Source organism: Nocardia sp. NPDC006044 (genome assembly GCF_042871115.1).
GTDB lineage: Bacteria > Actinomycetota > Actinomycetes > Mycobacteriales > Mycobacteriaceae > Nocardia.
Genome location: NZ_JBIAID010000002.1, coordinates 153,555 through 170,241, shown reverse-complemented (window position 1 = coordinate 170,241; position 16,687 = coordinate 153,555). Strand labels below are relative to the sequence as shown.

11 protein-coding genes are annotated in these 16,687 nt (G+C 68.8%); 5 read left to right on the top strand and 6 right to left on the bottom strand.

Annotated features, from left to right (window positions below; genetic code table 11):
* Nucleotides 1–598: 598 nt before the first annotated feature.
* Entirely contained in the window at nucleotides 599–1,474 is an 876-nt protein-coding gene (locus tag ACFYO1_RS18330; protein WP_387232199.1) for a DUF6542 domain-containing protein, read from the bottom strand.
* A 58-nt stretch (nucleotides 1,475–1,532) separates the two neighbouring features.
* Nucleotides 1,533–2,690, bottom strand: coding sequence for a DNA recombination protein RmuC (locus ACFYO1_RS18325; protein WP_387232197.1), 1,158 nt, complete (start codon nucleotides 2,688–2,690; stop codon nucleotides 1,533–1,535).
* A gap of 405 nt (nucleotides 2,691–3,095) precedes the next feature.
* Between ACFYO1_RS18325 and ACFYO1_RS18320 the strand changes: the two genes are divergently transcribed.
* Together ACFYO1_RS18320 and ACFYO1_RS18315 are read left to right on the top strand one after the other, a co-directional pair.
* Entirely contained in the window at nucleotides 3,096–4,271 is a 1,176-nt protein-coding gene (locus tag ACFYO1_RS18320) for an exonuclease SbcCD subunit D (protein WP_387232195.1), read from the top strand.
* A gap of 61 nt (nucleotides 4,272–4,332) precedes the next feature.
* A complete protein-coding gene (locus tag ACFYO1_RS18315; RefSeq protein WP_387232193.1) occupies nucleotides 4,333–7,761 on the top strand; it encodes an AAA family ATPase in 3,429 nt (1,142 codons plus the stop codon).
* Between the two features lie 631 nt (nucleotides 7,762–8,392).
* On the opposite strand, the gene ACFYO1_RS18310 is transcribed toward ACFYO1_RS18315, so the two are convergent.
* The 4 genes from ACFYO1_RS18310 to ACFYO1_RS18295 all read right to left on the bottom strand — a co-directional run bounded on the left by ACFYO1_RS18310 (nucleotide 8,393) and on the right by ACFYO1_RS18295 (nucleotide 13,253).
* A complete protein-coding gene (locus ACFYO1_RS18310) occupies nucleotides 8,393–8,935 on the bottom strand; it encodes a methylated-DNA--[protein]-cysteine S-methyltransferase (protein WP_387232191.1) in 543 nt (180 codons plus the stop codon).
* Nucleotides 8,932–10,578: a DNA-3-methyladenine glycosylase 2 family protein gene (locus ACFYO1_RS18305; RefSeq protein ID WP_387232189.1), complete on the bottom strand. Its 1,647-nt coding sequence runs from the start codon at nucleotides 10,576–10,578 to the stop codon at nucleotides 8,932–8,934. Before ACFYO1_RS18305 ends, ACFYO1_RS18310 begins: the two co-directional genes overlap by 4 nt.
* A 129-nt stretch (nucleotides 10,579–10,707) precedes the next feature.
* A complete protein-coding gene (locus ACFYO1_RS18300; protein WP_223885122.1) occupies nucleotides 10,708–10,911 on the bottom strand; it encodes a YbdD/YjiX family protein in 204 nt (67 codons plus the stop codon).
* A gap of 47 nt (nucleotides 10,912–10,958) precedes the next feature.
* Nucleotides 10,959–13,253 (bottom strand): carbon starvation CstA family protein, encoded by a 2,295-nt coding sequence (locus tag ACFYO1_RS18295; RefSeq protein ID WP_387232187.1) that lies wholly within the window; start codon nucleotides 13,251–13,253, stop codon nucleotides 10,959–10,961.
* A 384-nt stretch (nucleotides 13,254–13,637) separates the two neighbouring features.
* Between ACFYO1_RS18295 and ACFYO1_RS18290 the strand changes: the two genes are divergently transcribed.
* The 3 genes from ACFYO1_RS18290 to ACFYO1_RS18280 are packed head-to-tail and all read left to right on the top strand — an operon-like array spanning nucleotide 13,638 to nucleotide 16,647.
* Nucleotides 13,638–14,921, top strand: a complete 1,284-nt coding sequence (locus tag ACFYO1_RS18290) for an ABC transporter substrate-binding protein (protein ID WP_387232185.1) — start codon at nucleotides 13,638–13,640, stop codon at nucleotides 14,919–14,921.
* Between the two features lie 41 nt (nucleotides 14,922–14,962).
* Nucleotides 14,963–15,808, top strand: a complete 846-nt coding sequence (locus ACFYO1_RS18285) for a carbohydrate ABC transporter permease (RefSeq protein WP_387235203.1) — start codon at nucleotides 14,963–14,965, stop codon at nucleotides 15,806–15,808.
* A 17-nt stretch (nucleotides 15,809–15,825) separates the two neighbouring features.
* Entirely contained in the window at nucleotides 15,826–16,647 is an 822-nt protein-coding gene (locus ACFYO1_RS18280) for a carbohydrate ABC transporter permease (RefSeq protein ID WP_387235201.1), read from the top strand.
* Nucleotides 16,648–16,687 lie beyond the last annotated feature (40 nt).

The following is a 16,687-nucleotide window of genomic DNA, read 5'->3' as shown; positions in this document are numbered from 1 at the left end:
GTCGTCGGCGGCGTGCCCCAGCGTCGTGCCCAGGGCGTCGCGTCTGATGTCATGTCGCCGCAATGTCGTGCTTTGGCGTCGTCTCTCAGTGTCGTGCTTCGATGTCGTGTCCCGGGCGTCGGCCCGACGTCGCATGTCATGTCGCCTCAGTGTTGTGCTTTGGCGTTGTGCCTCAGTGTCATGGTTCGGTGTCGTGTCCCGGGCATCGGCCTTGACGTTGCGCCTCACGTCATATCGCCTCAGTGTTTGTTCTGCTTCGGGCGTCGTGCCCCAGCGTCATGCTTCGGCGTCATCCCTCGGTGCCTCGTGGCCCCGGGCCTCATGCCCCGACGTCGCGCCTGACGTCATGCCGCCTCACTGTCGCGCTTCGGTGTCGTGTCCCAGTTTCGTGACCCGGCATCGAGCCGTAGCGCTGCAGTTGCGGCAGGTCGACAAGGGTGATGCGTTGTCACTGATGCCGCAGGCATATCGAATGCCGCAGGCATGTCGAGGACGCTGTCGTGCGGTGCAGGTGCCGTGAGGCTCGGCGAGGCGATGAACCGGCGATCGAGCGCGGGCAGACCGTGTCATTCGCCGGCACCACTGCGTGACTGACGACCTACAGGTTTTCCGGTCTGCGGCGGTCGGTGCGGCTCGAATCGCGTTCGCGGTAGCGGACATTGGGCTGGGGGTGTGGGGGCGGCAGGTCGCTGCGGCGGCGTGGGGGATTGCCGCGGGGTGGTTCGGGGTCCGTGCGTGGTGCGGCTGCGGCGGGGCGGGGGCCGGTGCGTGGGGCGGGGCGGCCCTCGCGCGGGCGGGCCGGTGTGGCCACCCGCGGCGGGGCGTCGGCGACCGAGGCGGCGGAGCGCCGGGACGGGCGTGGGGCGTCTTCGATGTCGTCGAGATCGTCCGGATCGTCTTTAGGACGGCGGGTGCGGCGGCGGGCCGAGTCGGCGAGACCGGAGGCGCCGGCCGCCCGTCCGCTGCGCGGGCGCTTGGTGGCGGTCCGGCCCCAGCTGTCGCCGCGCTTGGACTCGGTGCCACGGTCGGCGGGCTCACCGCGGCGCTGCATCAGGATGCGTGCCCCGCCGATCAGCAGCACCAGCGCGGTGGCGACGAACATGGTGGGGAACCGTTCGACCAGCGGCACCGCCAGCTTCAGCAGGACCTCGGTGATCGAGGTCATGGCCACCGCGGTCAGCACCTTGTAGGCCAGCGGAACCGCGATGAACAGCAGCAGTGGCGGCAGCACCATGGTGGTGAACAGCCCGCGATAGCGGACCGTCAGTACGGCTGCGACACAACCGACGACGTACAGCGCGGCGAAGGTACCGGTCAGATCGGTACTGTCGCCGTTCGCATCGATCAAGAAACCCAGAAACGTGCAGGCAACCGCGATCAGGACCGCCGCGCCCACCGGGATTCCCGGGACCGTCGGCAGTATCGAGCGTTGCGGCGCGGGCACCCGGGTTCGCACACGTTGGGAAGCAGCCACATTATGAACACTAACCTTCGCCGCCTCGGACGGCGTTATGGCACGGCGGTTGTCCCGGCTAATCGTCGGCGTCGGCGAAGCCCACCGCGCGTGGCCAGGAATCAACCCGCTGGATGGCCGGCACCTCCTGTTCCGCGATTTCCAGGTCGTGCAGTTTCCGCGCGGTGACCATGACCCGCGATTCCACCGAGGCCACGGTGTAGTTGTAGGCGTCGACCGCCTTGCCGAGTTGCGCGCCGAGCCGGTCCAGATGCCTGCCGGTCATGCCGAGTCGCGCGTACAACTCCTTGCCCAAGTGCTGCACGGTCGCCATGTCCCGGGACAGCGCCTCCTGCCGCCAGCCGAACGCGACCGTGCGCAGCAACGCGATCAACGTGGTCGGCGTCGCGAGGATCACGTTGCGGCCGAACGCGTACTCCAGCAGCCCGGAGTCCGTGGTCAGCGCCGCGTCCAGGAACGGATCGCCGGGCACGAACAGCACCACGAATTCCGGCGCCGGATCGAACGCGGCCCAGTACGCCTTGTCGGCCAGCTGGTCGATGTGCCCGCGCAGGTGTTTCGCGTGCCGGATCAGATGTTCGGCGCGCAGGTCCGGATCATCGACCATGCTGGCGTCCAGATAGGCACTGAACGGCACCTTGGCGTCCACCACGATGTGCCTGCCGCCGGACAGCTTCACCACCAGGTCGGGCCGGACGTTGCCGGTCCGGTCGCCATCGCCGTCCCCGCGCGCCGCACGGGTCACCTGCGTGTCGAAGTCGACGTGCCGGGTCATCCCCGCCAGCTCGACCACCCGTTCCAACTGGATCTCGCCCCACCGCCCGCGCACCTGCGGCGCGCGCAACGCCGCGACCAGCTGACTCGTCTGGCTGGTCAGCTGCAGCGAGGTGCGCTGCATCCCCGCGACCTGTTCGCGCAGACTCGAATACGCGTTGATCCGATGATGTTCGACCTGCTGGATGTGCTGGTTCAGCGCGCCGACCGCATCGCGCAGCGGGTCGACCATCGCGCCGATCGCATGCGAATGCCTGCGCGCCGCATCCTCGTTCGCCGCGGTGAGCGACTGCCGCAACAGGTGCTCGTTGTCCGTCGCCGCCGCGAGTCTCGCCTCCGCCTGTGCCGCCCGCTGCCCCGCCCGCGCGGCATGGCCGAGCCAGCCGATCCCTACCCCGGCGGCGAACACCAGCATCAGTGCGACGAGCATCGGTGCGGTCATAGCGCCGATAGTGCCGCACGCCACCGACAAGTACGCGGCGGTCGGCAATTACGCAGCGCCGTGTCGGCAAACGCAACGGTCAAGCCATACATACGCCGCCGCGCGGCGAAGCCGGTCATGACGCGGCAACTGAATTCGTGACGCGCGTCGCCCGGCCGCCACGGATCCGGTCACGCGCGGTCCGCCTCGCTGCGTGCCGCGGCGTCGAAAACCGCACTCGCGGTTGGGCTGTGCGTCAGCAGATCGGCCGAGCGCGCGTCGACCACACAGAGCGCGCACGCCTCGTGGAGTAGCCCTCGGAGTGCCGGATGAATCACCGCGGACACGCCGCACGAGCGGGCGGCTATCCGACACGAGGGGTTCGGCAATTGAATTGTGTCGGTGCGGTGGCCTACGGTTTCGCGGATGCGGATGCTGCACACCTCGGACTGGCACATCGGGCGCACGTTCCACGGGGTCGATCTGCTTGCCGACCAGGCGCGTTCACTGACCGCGATCGCGGAGCTGGTGGCCGCGGAGTCGGTCGACGTGGTGGTGCTGCCCGGCGACGTGTACGACCGGTCCATCCCGAGCGCCGATGCGATCGCGGTGTGCAACCGCGGTTTCGAGGCCATCCGCGCGGCCGGCGCCCGCATCGTCGCCACCTCCGGCAACCACGATTCACCCGCGCGACTAGGCGCCGGCGCGAGCTTCGCGGCGGCGGGCGGGTTGTATCTGCGCACCACCGTCGCCGAGGCCGACCGGCCGGTTCTGCTCGACGACGAGCACGGCGCCGTTGCCTTCTACGGCATACCGTACCTGGAGCCCGACATAACCCGCGCCGAACTCGGTGTGCCGCAGGCGCGTTCGCACGCCGACATCCTGGCCGCCGCGATGGCCCGGATCCGCGCCGACATCGCCCAGCGCGACGGGATCCGCACCGTGGTGCTCGCGCACGCCTTCGTAGTCGGCGGCGAGGCGACCGGCTCGGAACGCTCGATCTCGGTCGGCGGCGTGGAGACGGTACCGATGTCGGCCTTCGACGGCATCGACTACGTCGCCCTCGGCCACCTGCATTCCCCGCAGACACTGTCGGAGTCCGTGCGCTACTGCGGCTCTCCGCTGCCGTACTCGTTCGCGGAGAGCTCGCACCGTAAAGCGGTGTGGCTCATCGAACTAGAGGCCGGCGGATTGCATTCGGTCGAGCGCCGCGACCTCCCCGTGGTCCGCGGGCTGACCAAACTGACCGGAACCCTCGACGACCTGCTCACCGACGCAGGTCACGCGCCCGCCGAGGAGCACTACGTGTCCGCGGTGCTCACCGACTCGACCCGCCCCGTCGACGCGATGCGTAAGCTGCGCGAACGCTTCCCGCACGCGGTCCACGTCGAGTGGGTGCGCCCGGAGGGCAACCCGGAGCTGCGCTACCGTGAGCGGGTGCACGGTCGCCGCGACACCGAAGTAGCGCAGAGCTTTCTCACCGACGTCCGCGGCGAGCCCAGCAAGGGCGAAATGGCCTGGCTGGAGCGCGCACTCGCCGCCGCCGTCGCGGAACCGGAGCACGCGCTGACCGCCGACTCGGCCGCGGAACTCTCGGCGTGAGCGCGCGGCCCGCCGCTCGCCCCTTGCTGCCGAGCACCAGCGCCCGCGGTGGTGCGGCTGCATGAGGCTGCACCGGCTGGAGATGACCGCGTTCGGCCCGTTCGCCGAGACCACGGTCGTCGACTTCGACGCGCTCGGCGCCGACGGGCTGTTCCTGCTGCACGGTCAGACCGGCGCGGGCAAGACCACCGTGCTCGACGCGATCGCGTTCGCCCTCTACGGCAGGGTCCCCGGCGCGCGCAACGAGAGCAAGCGGCTGCACTCCGACCACGCGGCGGAACAGACTCCGCCGCAGGTGATCCTGGAGGCGACCCTCGGCGGGCGCCGCGTGCGGTTGACCCGCATTCCCGAATTCGAACGCCCGAAGCTGCGCGGCACCGGCATGCGCACCGACCCCGCCAAGGCGACGCTGGCCTGGCTGGACGGCCGCGGCGAAAACCTTTCCCGCATACCCGATATCGGCGACGAGGTCATCCGGCTGCTCGGCATGAGCGCCGAGCAGTTCTTCCAGGTGGTGCTGCTGCCGCAGGGCGATTTCGCCCGATTCCTGCGGGCGGACAACGAAGACCGGGAGAAGCTGCTCGAAAAGCTTTTCGACACAGAACGATTCGGCAGCGCCGAACAGTGGCTCGCGGACAAGCGCCGAGCCTCCACCGCCGACCTCGACGCCCGCAAGCAGGGCATCGACCGGCTGATCGCGCAGGTGGGTGTCGCGGCCGGGACGGGCGCGGCCGAGACCCTCGGGCCGCTGGAGGCGGTCGGCTGGTCGCAGGAGCTGCTCGCCACCGCGCGCACCGATCTGACCACCGCGGCGACGGAAGCCGAACGCCGCCAACAGGAGTCGGGCCGGGTGCGGGCGCTCGCCGAGGAACAGCGTCGCCTGCACGATCTCCGCCGCCGAATGTCGGCCGCCCGCAAGCAACTCGACGACTACACCGCGGCCACGGATCACCGCACCGCGTTGCACGCCGAACTCGAACTGGCCCGCCGTGCCGAACCAGTCGCCGCGGCCATCGACGAGGCGCGCGACGCCGTCATGCAGATGCGTCGCCGTGATGCGGAAACGGTCAGTGCCAGTAGCACATTAGCCGCGCGCCTGCTCGAGCCCGGCGGCACCGACCTCGGCGGTGCCGAGTTGGTGCAGGTGACGTCGGCGCAGTCCGCAGATCCAGCGGTGATCAGGGACGACGCCGATATCGACGCGGCGATTCGACGGTGGAGCGCGCAGATCGGCGGACTGGACGAGGTCCGCGCCGATGCGACCGCGGCGACCCGGCTGACCCGGGAACTCGCGGGGCTGCGCGACGAAGACGCGGCACTCAACACCCAGGTGACGAAGCTGACCCGGCTGCGTGAACAACTTCCGGGTTCGCTCGCCACGCTCGAGGCTCGTTTGCGGGAGGCGACGAACGCCGCTGCCACACTGCCGACCCTGACGGCCGAATGCGAGCGTTTGCAGACCGCCGCCGCGGCCGCGGTCGAACTCGCTTCCCGCAAAACAGGTTTGGACCACGCCCGAGTCGAGTTCGAGTCGGCTCGCGCCGCCCACAACGACGCCAAGGAGCGTGTCCTCGATCTGCGCGAGCGCAGGCTGGCCGGCATGGCCGCCGAATTGGCCGCCGGTCTCGCCGACGGCCTGCCCTGCACGGTGTGCGGCTCCGCCGACCACCCCGCGCCCGCCCGCCCCGCCGCCACCGCCGTGTCGAAGGACGCCGAAGAGGCCGCGATGACCGCCGAGCGCGCCGCCGAGGACGCGCGCGACCGCGTGCAGGCCCGGATCACCACGCTGGAGCGCGAGATCGAAGCGCTCACCGCCCGCGGCGGCGACGCCGACCGGGTCGAACTGGCCGCCGCCCTGCGCGCCGCCACCGACCGCTACGAGGACACCGCCGAGCTGGCCGCCTTGGTCGACGGCCTCACCGCCGAACTCACCCGCCTGCGCACCGACGAGTCCCGACTGCACGACGAACTCCGCGAATCCGATTCGCGCCGAAGCACAGTCGCCGCGAACGTGGCCGCCGCCACCACCCGGCTCGCCGAACTCAACGACCGGCTCCGCGCCGCAGCAGGCAACGACGAGACCATCGAACGCCGCTACGCCCGCCTCACCGCTCTCGTCGCCGACGCCACCACCCTGCGCGACGCCCGCGCCGACGCCGCAGCAGCCCGCGAGCAGGTGGCCGTCATCGCCGACCGCGTCGAAAATCTCGCCCACGCCGCAGGTTTCATACCTGAGGGTGAACTCGGTCGTCAACGAGTCGCCGCGGCGACGGCCGATACCCAAGGGGTGCACAACGCCGCAGGTGCAGCAAACGCCGCATCGAGTGATCCGGCAACGCTGCACCCCGACGGCATGGCTACCGTGACCGCCGACGACGTGGTTGCGGTGACCGCTGACAACGCGGTTGCGGTGACGTCTGCCGATGCGACTTCTGTGCACGCCGATGACGTAGCCACAGCGGCCGCCGATGACGTGGCCACAGCGCCCGTCGGCTCGGCCACCTTGACCACTGACAACACGGATACATCGACTGCCGACCAGGCAGTCACATCGCCCGCCGACGATTCGGCAACGGCATCTCCGTCGTGTGCATCGGCAGCACCCCAGGACGTCGTCGCGCGGCTCACCGCCTACGCGCGCGTAGTCACCGCGGCGAGCCGCACCGCACAACGCCAGGCCGAGATCGAAGCCGAACTCACCAACGCGGACCGAGTCCGCGCGCACGCGGAAGCCGTTCTCGCGGAACCGGAAATCCAGGCTGCGGCCTCGCTCGAACCCGGCGACCTGACCGAGCTCGAGTCCGCGGTCGCCGCGGCGCAGCAGCAGCTGAACGCCGCCGTAGCCGCACACGCCGAAGCGACCAGGCGAGTCGGCCTCCTCGAAGACCTCGGCGGCCAACTCTGGGCCGCAGTCGATCGAATCGCCCCGCTGCAACGCACCCACGACGAGCTGGCCGGCCTCGCCGAGGTCGTCGCGGGCCGTGGCGAGAACAACCGCCGAATGTCGTTGCGCTCCTACGTCCTCGCCGCGCGGCTGGAAGAGGTGGCCCAAGCGGGCTCGCTGCGCCTGCGCCGGATGTCCGGCGGCCGTTACGAATTCGTCCACTCCGACAAGGCGGGCCCGCGTGGCCGCCGCGGCGGACTCGGCCTCGACATCCGCGACGACTACACCGGAGCCATCCGCCCCGCCAAAACCCTCTCCGGCGGCGAAACCTTCATGGCCTCACTGTCATTGGCCCTCGGCCTCGCCGACACCGTAGCGGCCGAATCCGGCGGCCTGGTGCTCGACACCCTCTTCATCGATGAGGGCTTCGGCGGCCTCGACGCCGACACCCTCGACGCGGTCATGGGCGTGCTCGACGAACTCCGCGCCGGCGGCCGGGTGGTCGGCGTCGTCAGCCACGTCGACGAAATGCGCCAGCGCATCCCCAGCCGCCTGCACGTCCGCCGCGGCCGCACCGGCTCCCACCTCGAGGCCACCGTAGCCTGACCGGCCGGTTGAACTCAGCGCGGTATCGAGGTCGAATGACGGGATGGCGGAGAACACGACACACCCATGACCGCTGTCGCCGATCGATCACCACTACGGATCTATTTGGCCGCACGAGCACTGGCGCTGACCGGCGGCTCGGTCGCCGAAGCTGTGCTGCCGCTCATCGTGGTGCTCACCCTGGGCGGAATGCGCAGCGCTCGCTATCGCCTCCGTCGGCTACCTGATCTTGACCTTGATCGCACTCGTAGCTGCCCTACTCGATCGCCAAAAGACTTAGCCCCTCGCTGCGGTTCGTTCGCAGAGTAGATGGCCCAGCTAGTCGTGCGCTGACCTACGCCCTTTGCTGACCGGGGTCCCGAACGGATAGCAATACGCCGCCAGCAGGGTGTGCCGACGGCGTATTCGCTGGGTGCCGACGTCCCACAAGCGCCTCTCGGCGGGTGGTCGCTCGTAGCGACAAATGGGGTGAGGCCCGGGGCTGTCCGGACGCCGACACCGGGATTCAACACAGCCACCACCCCCGCTATTCCGCGTCGGCGGAGCTACCTCAGCTATCTAGCACACCACCCCGGCGGTGTCCTGAAAACCGCTGGCCGGGCGGAGGTCACCTTCAATCGGCCCGAAACGATCACGCCTCGTGATCGAGCAACCAGCGCTTGATCGGCAAGCCCCAGCGGAAGCCGCCGAGCGCTCCGCCGATGCGGTAGATGCGGTGGCACGGGACGAACAGGGCCGCCGCATTCCGGGCGCATGCGTTGGCGGCGGCGCGGGTGGCGTCGGGGCGGCCGGAGATGGCGGCGTATTCGGTGTAGGTGATCGGGGCGCCGGGCGGCACCTTGCGCAGGACATCCCAGGCGTGCATGAGGAATTTGCCGGATTGCTGACGAACCGGGACGGCATCGATCGCCGTGAGGTCGCCGTCGTGATAGGCGGTGATGATCCGGGTCAGCTCACCGAGTGAATCGCGTTGCCGCAGTTCGGCCGGGCGCAGGGTCGGATGGATCACGGGGGTCAGGTCGCCGACGTCGGCGGTCCATCCGGAGGCGAGGACCGCCCCATCGGCGTCGATCACGGCGGTGAACGGTCCGATCGGCGTCTCGACGGTCGCGAAATCCGCGGTGGCCGTGCCGATGTGGCGCTTGGCCGGGCGAACGGCGATGGGAGCGTTCATGCTTCGGACTTCACTTTCGAGGAGGCGGACTTGGCCGCGGCGGTCTTGGATCGGCCTGCGCGCTCGGTCAGCGCCGTCTTCCACAGGTGCATGGACAGATACGAGCGCCACGGCGCCCAGTGCGCGGTGTCGGCGAGGTCGATGCCGAGTACCGCCGCACCCTGACGAACCACGAGATCGGTGTTCAGCAGCACGTCCGGATCGGCGAGCAGCCGCATGGTCACGTAGTCGGCCGTCCACGGGCCGACCCCGTCCAGCGCCAAGAGGTCACGGCGCAGATCGGCGGCGGTGCGCCCTTGGTGCAACGCCAGTTCGCCGCTCGCGAGGGCCTCGGCCGCGCCGATGATAGACCGGATCCGCCGCGTCGGGCCGGTGAGCACCTCGGCACCTCGTTCGGCGATCACCGCCGGTGTGGGGAACAGCAGCGGAATCGGCCCGTCGACCCGGTCGCCGAGCGCATCCACCAGCCGCGCGGTGTGCGTCGCCGCCGCCGAGACGGAGATCTGCTGCCCGATCATCGTGCGCAGCAACAGTTCCGGCCCGTCGAGGCAACCGGGCACCCGGATACCGGGGGAGAACACTGGCCGCCGCGTGGCACCGGGATCGAGCGCGGTCTCGGCATCCGGGGGTGATCCAGCGCCGGCGTCCGGCAGCCGGGTGGTATCCGGCCCGGCCAGCTCCGGCGTCGAAACCGGCTGTCCCGGAGCGACTCCCAGCGCCTCGTCGATGCCGATCGGGTCGGCGTCGAGGTCGAGCAGGTGCCGCAGCCGCGCCACCGTCGGGGCGAGGTCGCGCATGTCGTGCAGCGACAGCTCGGCCTGCACATGGTCGCGCTGAAAGCTCAGCCGGGTCGTCGCATGCCCGTGCGGGGTACGCAGATTCCGGGTGTACGCGCGGTTCTCCCACAGCTCCATGCCGGGCACCACGTGTGCCGAGAGGAACCATTCCAGCCAGGCCTTGTCCAGCGGTTCGCGATAGGGCAGCCGCAGGCTGAGGTTGCCGTTGACGGCCGGCGCCGGGCGCCCGTTCGACGTGGACTTCACCTTCTGCGCCTCGGTGCGCATGGTGGTCGGGCTGACCGCGAACACCTCGCGCACCGTGTCGTTGAACTGGCGGATGCTGGCGAAGCCGGCCGCGAAGGCGATGTCGGACATGGGCATTGCCGTCGTCTGGATCAATAGTCGAGCGGTGTGCGCCCGGTGCGCGCGGGCCAGCGCCAGCGGTCCGGCGCCGAGTTCGGTGGTGAGCACGCGGGTCAACTGCCGCTGTGAATAGCCGAGGGTGGCGGCCAGCGCGGGCACGCCGCCGCGTTCGATGACGCCGTCGCCGATCAGCCGCATGGCCCGCGCGGCCAGGTCGGCCCGGGTGTTCCAGAGCGGAGATCCGGGGGCCGCGTCCGGCAGGCAGCGGCGGCACGCCCGATAGCCTGCCTGCTGCGCCGCCGCCGCGGTGGGTAAGAACGAGACGTTCGCCCGTTTCGGCGTGATCGCCGGACACGAAGGGCGGCAATAGATTCCGGTGGTCCGCACCGCGGTGAAGAACTGCCCGTCGAAGCGGGAGTCCCTGGTCGATACCGCCCGATAGCACCGCTCGAAATCAAACGCCGTGATCGTCACGTCAACCACAATGTCAGGTAAGGGCATACTCCGCTAGCGGGAATCTGCCATCACCGCCGGAGATGTTCGCGCACGGGCGGGTCGCGCGATGAACGCGCAGATCAGCCCGGCCGGGACCGGCGGAGCGTCGCCCTCATCGCGTCGCTCCGCCGGGCCTCAGCAGCAGCGGTTCGTCGGGTTGTTGTCCGCGTCCGCGTGCCGGGTGCGCCAGTATTCGCGTTCCGTCGGCACCGCGCAGCCGGGATGGTTGCGGGTCAGATGGTCCACGTACCGTTGATAGTCCTGGCCGCCGAGGATCGAGTTGAACCACCAGCCGGCGGCGCGAACCGCTGTCGCACAAGAACTTCCAGCGGCCCGCAGGCTCCGCAGGGCAGCCGGTCGACTGCCCTGCGGAGCCACGCGCACGGTCAATGCGTCACTTTCGTCTGCGCGGCGCCCGGTGCTCGGACCTTCCCCGATTCGATCAGGGCGTTCCATTCCCGCTGCACCTCCTTCTCCGTCGAGGTCGCCAGGAAGGACTTCGGCGCGAAGATCTTCGACGGCTCGTCCGGCGACTCACTGTCCGGTCCGCCGCCCGCGCGCCAGGCGCGCACGCAGACCCATAGTCCGACGACGGCCACGACCAGCACCAGCACCGCGAAGATGATGGACAGGCTGCCCTGGATGAAGGTGTTGCGCACGACCTTGTCCATGTCGGCGGCCGTTTTCGCGGGCGCCAAGATCTTGCCCGCGTCCACCGCGGCGACGTAGTTGCTGTGCTGCTTCCAGTAACCGATGCTCGGATCGGCGGAGAAGATCTTCTGCCAGGACGCCGTCATCGTCACGGTGAGGTCCCAGATCAGCGGGATCGCCGGAATCCAGGCCCACTTGATCAGGCCCTTCTTGATCACGATGGTCAGCACGACGGTGAGCGCGATCGCGGCGAGCAGCTGGTTGGAGATGCCGAACAGCGGATACAGCGTGTAGATGCCGCCGAGCGGATCGGTGACGCCCATCAGCAGCACCGAACCCCACGCGGCGACCACGATCGCCGAGCAGAGCCAGGCGCCCGGACGCCAGGACGGATCCTTGAACTTCTTGGCGGGGCCGCCGAGGTTGCCCAGCGAGTCCGACAGCATGAAGCGCGCGACCCGGGTACCCGCGTCGATCGTGGTGAGGATGAACAGCGCCTCGAACATGATCGCGAAGTGGTACCAGAACGACTTGAGCCCGGAGCCGCCGAGGAACCGGTGCAGCACCTCGGACATGCCGACGGCCAGCGTCGGCGCGCCGCCGGTCCGCGAGACGATGCTGGTCTCGCCGACGTCCTTGGCCGCCTGGGTCAGCTCCGCCGGGGTGATCGGATTCCCGCTCAGGCCAAGGCTATTGGTGTAGGCGGCCGCCTTCTCCGCGGTGCCGCCGGTGAGGCCGGCGCTCGCGTTCATGGCGAAGTACAGGTGCTGGTCGATGATGCTCGCGGTGATGATCGCCATCACCGCGACGAACGACTCCATCAGCATGCCCGCGTAGCCGATCATCCTGGCCTGCGACTGCTTCTCCAGCAGCTTCGGCGTGGTGCCGGAGGAGACCAGCGAGTGGAATCCGGACAGCGCGCCGCAGGCGATGGTGATGAACAGGAACGGGAACAGGCTGCCGGCGAACGCCGGGCCCTTGCCCGAGCTCGCGAACTCCGAGACGGCCGGGGCCTTCAGCACCGGCATGGTGATCAGGACGCCGACCGCCAGCAGGACGATGGTGCCGATCTTCATGAAGGTGGACAGGTAGTCGCGCGGCGCGAGCAGCAGCCATACCGGCAGCACCGAGGCCACGAAGCCGTAAATGATCAGACCCCACGCGATGGTGGTGCCGGACAGGGTGAACAGGTCCTGGCCCCAACCGGATCCGGCCACCCAGTTACCGGAGATGATGGCCAGCAGCAGCAGCGCGAAGCCGATGACGGACACCTCGCCGACCTTGCCCGGCCGGAAGTAGCGCAGGTAGACGCCCATGAACAAGGCGATCGGGATGGTCATCGAGATGGAGAACACGCCCCACGGGCTGCCGCCCTGCAACGTCCCGTCCTTGCCCGGGGTCGCGGCCAGCGCGTTCACCACGACGATGCCGAGCACCGCGAGCAGGATCATCATGATCACCAGCACGGCGATGATCGCGGCCACGCCGCCGACCGCGCCGAGCTCGTCGCGGGCCATCTGACCGAGACTGCGACCACGGCGGCGGGTCGAGGCCCACAGCACCAGGTAGTCCTGCACCGCGCCGGCGAACACCACGCCGATCACGATCCACAGCACGCCCGGGAGGTAGCCCATCTGGGCGGCGAGAACGGGGCCGACGAGCGGGCCCGCGCCGGCGATGGCGGCGAAGTGGTGCCCGAACAGCACCCGCCGGTCCATCGGCATGTAATCCTTGCCGTTCTCCAGGATCTCGGCCGGGGTGGCTTGATCGTCGCGCGGCTTGACGATCTTGTATTCGATGAGTCTCGAATAGAACTGGTAGGCCAATACATAGGTGGCCACGGCAGCGACCACGATCCAGACCGCGTTGACCGACTCGCCGCGCGAGATGGCGAGGACCGCCCAGGCGATCGCGCCGACGACCGCGATGGCGGCGAAGATGCCCTTCTTGGCAGGGGTGATAGGCGAACGGTCCACGACACCCACGGGAGGGAGGTCGGGATCAGTCCGGAGGTATTCGATGGTCGCCATGCGAACTACTCTCCCGTGATAGAGCTGGACTTGCTGAAACGTTCACAACGTAGCTGAACTGAAGCGCGAATGAGCCGGACTTAGTGAAGTCTGAACATTGCGATACGGATCGCGCGCGCCGCTTCGACGAGTCCTGTGTCTTCGTACGAGCGGGCTCGATCCGGGCACGCGGCGGGTACGGGTGGCCCGCGCGGCGTCGGTCGCCCGGTCGATCGTTGTTCACGATCGCCGGAGTTCGCCGGTGCGGGTGGGCGTGTTCCCTCGCCCGGCGATGTTGCCATCCGTATGCTGCCATGCTGGCTCCGACGTCCGCCGATCGGTCCTACACGCTGACGTTTCTGATGCCGAGATTCCCGGAACCACCCGCCCGCCGTGGAGGAGCTCGTGTCACCGGTCCGCCGTCGCACCCTGCTCGGCTCGGCCTTGGCCGCGCCGCTGCTGAGCGCGACCGGATGTGGATCACCCGACGACGCGCTGACCTTCTTCTTCCAGGCCAGGCCGGAAGAGGCGCGGGTGCGGCTGACCATCATCGACGAGTTCCAGAAGCGGCACCCCGACATCAGGATTCGCACCATCATGTCCGGGCCGGATCCGCAGCAGCAGCTGCTCACCTACTGTGCGGGCGGGCGATGCCCGGACGTCGTCATGGCGTGGGAACTGCTCTACTCCGGGCTGGCCGAGCGCGGGGTGCTGCTCGATCTGCGCACGCTGCTCGATCGGGAGCCCGCGTACGCGGAGATGTTGCGGCGGGACAGTTATCCGGCGTTGTACGACACGTTCACCTATGGCGGTGGGCAGTACGCGCTGCCCGAGCAGTGGTCCGGGGTGTTCCTCTATTACAACCGGGAGTTGTTCGCGGCGGCCGGGCTGACGCCGCCGGCGCGCTGGCGGGACGCGTGGTCGTTCGACGAATTCCTGGACGCCGCTCGCACACTCACCCGTGGGCGGCAATGGGGGTTTGCGGATGCATGGGTGCCGTATTACTCGGCGGCCTGCTTCGGCATGAACAACGGGGCGGAGTGGTTCACGCCGCCGGTGGCGCCGGCCAGGGCCAACCTCGGTGATCCTCGGTTTGCCGCGGGCTTTCAGTTCTATGCGGATCTCGCGGTGCGGCATCGGGTGGCGCCGCGAGTCGCCGATCAGCTGTCGGTCTCGGCGCCGGATCTGTTCCGGGGCGGGCGCGCCGCGATGGTGCTCGGCGGGCATTGGCTGTATTCCGAATTCGCCGGGCAGGAAGGGCTTTCGATCGACGTCACGGTATTGCCGGTGGGACCGCACGGTGGGCCCGGATCGATCACCGATGTCGGCAGCACCGGGTTGTCCATCGCGGCGGGTAGCCCGCGGATCGAACAGGCCTGGGAATTCGTCAAATTCGCTACCGGACCGGTGGGGCAGGCGATCGTCGCCGCGTCCGGGTTGTTCGTGCCGGTGTTGAAGTCCGCGATGGGCTCGCCCGGATTCGCTGCGGCACATCGGGATATCCACAATCTGGCGGTGTTCACCGAGGGACCGGACAGCTCGCGTCCGCTTCCGGTGACACCGGCCTGGGGGAAGGTCTCCGCACTGCTCGAGCGCGGGTTCAACCGGGTTCTCCGGGGTGCCGCGACGGCCGCCTCCTTCGACGGGCAGTTCACCGCCGACCTGAATGCTCTCCTGGAGTCCTCGTGAGGGGTACCCAGCTCGCGCGCGCACGGGAGCGGGCCGGGTGGATGTTCATCGCGCCGAATGTCGCTGCGGTGGTGGTGTTCCTGTTGTTTCCGCTGGGATTCTCGCTGTATCTGAGCTTTCACGCATGGGACCTGTTCCGGCCGATGCGGTTCGTCGGGCTGGACAATTATCGGCGGCTGTTCGGGTCGGATCCGTTGTTTCTCATCGCGTTACGCAACAGCGCGGTGTTCACCGTGCTGACGCTGGTGCCGACGGTGGTGATCGGGCTGGGGATCGCCGCGGCGTTGAACCGGAAGGTGGCCGGCATCGGGCTGTTTCGGACGGTGGCGTTCCTGCCGCTGGTCGCGTCCACGGTGGCGATGGCGGTGGTGTGGCGGTTCATCTTCACCGAGGACGGGATGCTCAATATCGGGCTCGGCTGGTTCGGGTGGGGGCCGGTGCCCTGGTTGACCGATCCGGATCTGGCGCTGATATCGCTGAGCGTGGTCACCGTGTGGAAGAGCGTGCCGTTCGCGACCGTCATTCTGCTGGCCGCGATGCAGGGGGTGCCGGAGCCGCTGTACGAGGCGGCGAAGCTCGACGGAGCCGGTGCGCTGCGGCGGTTTTCGGCGATCACGCTGCCGTTGATCCGGGGACCGTTGTCCTTCGTGTTCGTGATCACGGTCATCAATTCGATGCAGGCGTTCGATCAGGTGTATGCGCTGACCGGGAGCAACGGGGGGCCGGACACCGGCACCTATCTGTTGGGAATCATGTTGTTCCAGAACGCCTTCGGGTTCTACGAGGTCGGGTACGCGTCGGCGTTGGCGTGGGTGATCTTCGCGATTCTGCTGGTGCTCACGGTGATACAGCTGCGGTTTGCCCGACGGGAGGCCGTCGATCTGTGAACGCGGACAAGGCGATCATGCGCCGGACGGTACATGGGGTGGGGATCTACGCGGTGCTGATCGGGATCGCTTGGTGCGCGCTGGCGCCGATTCTGTGGGCAGCGTCCGGATCGCTGAAGCGGGAGGGGGAGATCGCCGATCGAGCCCTGCTGCCGGCCAGCCCGCAATGGTCCAACTACGGCAAGGTATTCGAGCTGTTGCCGCTGTGGCGGATGCTGCTCAACACCGTGGTGTACGCGGCGTGCGTCACCGCGGGGCAGGTCTTCTTCTGCTCGCTGGCCGGGTATGCGTTCGCGCGCTTACGGTTTCGCGGCCGTGAGATGCTGTTCGTCGCCTACCTCGGCACGCTCATGGTGCCCTTGACCGTCACGGTGATCCCGCAGTTCCTGTTGATGCGGACGTTCGGCTGGGTGGACACGCCGTGGGCGATGATCGTGCCCGGACTGTTCGGCGGCGCCTTCGGCACCTATCTGATGCGGCAGTTCTTCTACACGCTGCCCATGGAATTGGAGGAGGCGGCCATTCTCGACGGCTGCTCTACCTGGCAGGTCTACTGGCGCGTCCTGCTGCCGAACACCCGGCCTGCCCTGATGGTGCTCGGTGTGCTCACCTGGATCACCGTCTGGAACGACTTCCTGTGGCCGCTGGTGATGATCCAGCGTAACGAGATAGCCACCGTCACACTGGGTTTGGTGCGTCTGCAAGGGCAGTACTACACCCAGTGGCCGATTCTGCTGGCGACCTCGATCGTCATTCTGCTGCCGCTGCTCGTGGTGTACGGGATCGCGCAACGCGCGTTCATTCGCGGCATCGCCATGTCCGGCCTCGGCGGACGGTGAATGACCCAGCGGCCCAACGACACTCGGTGCCGCCGGGCCG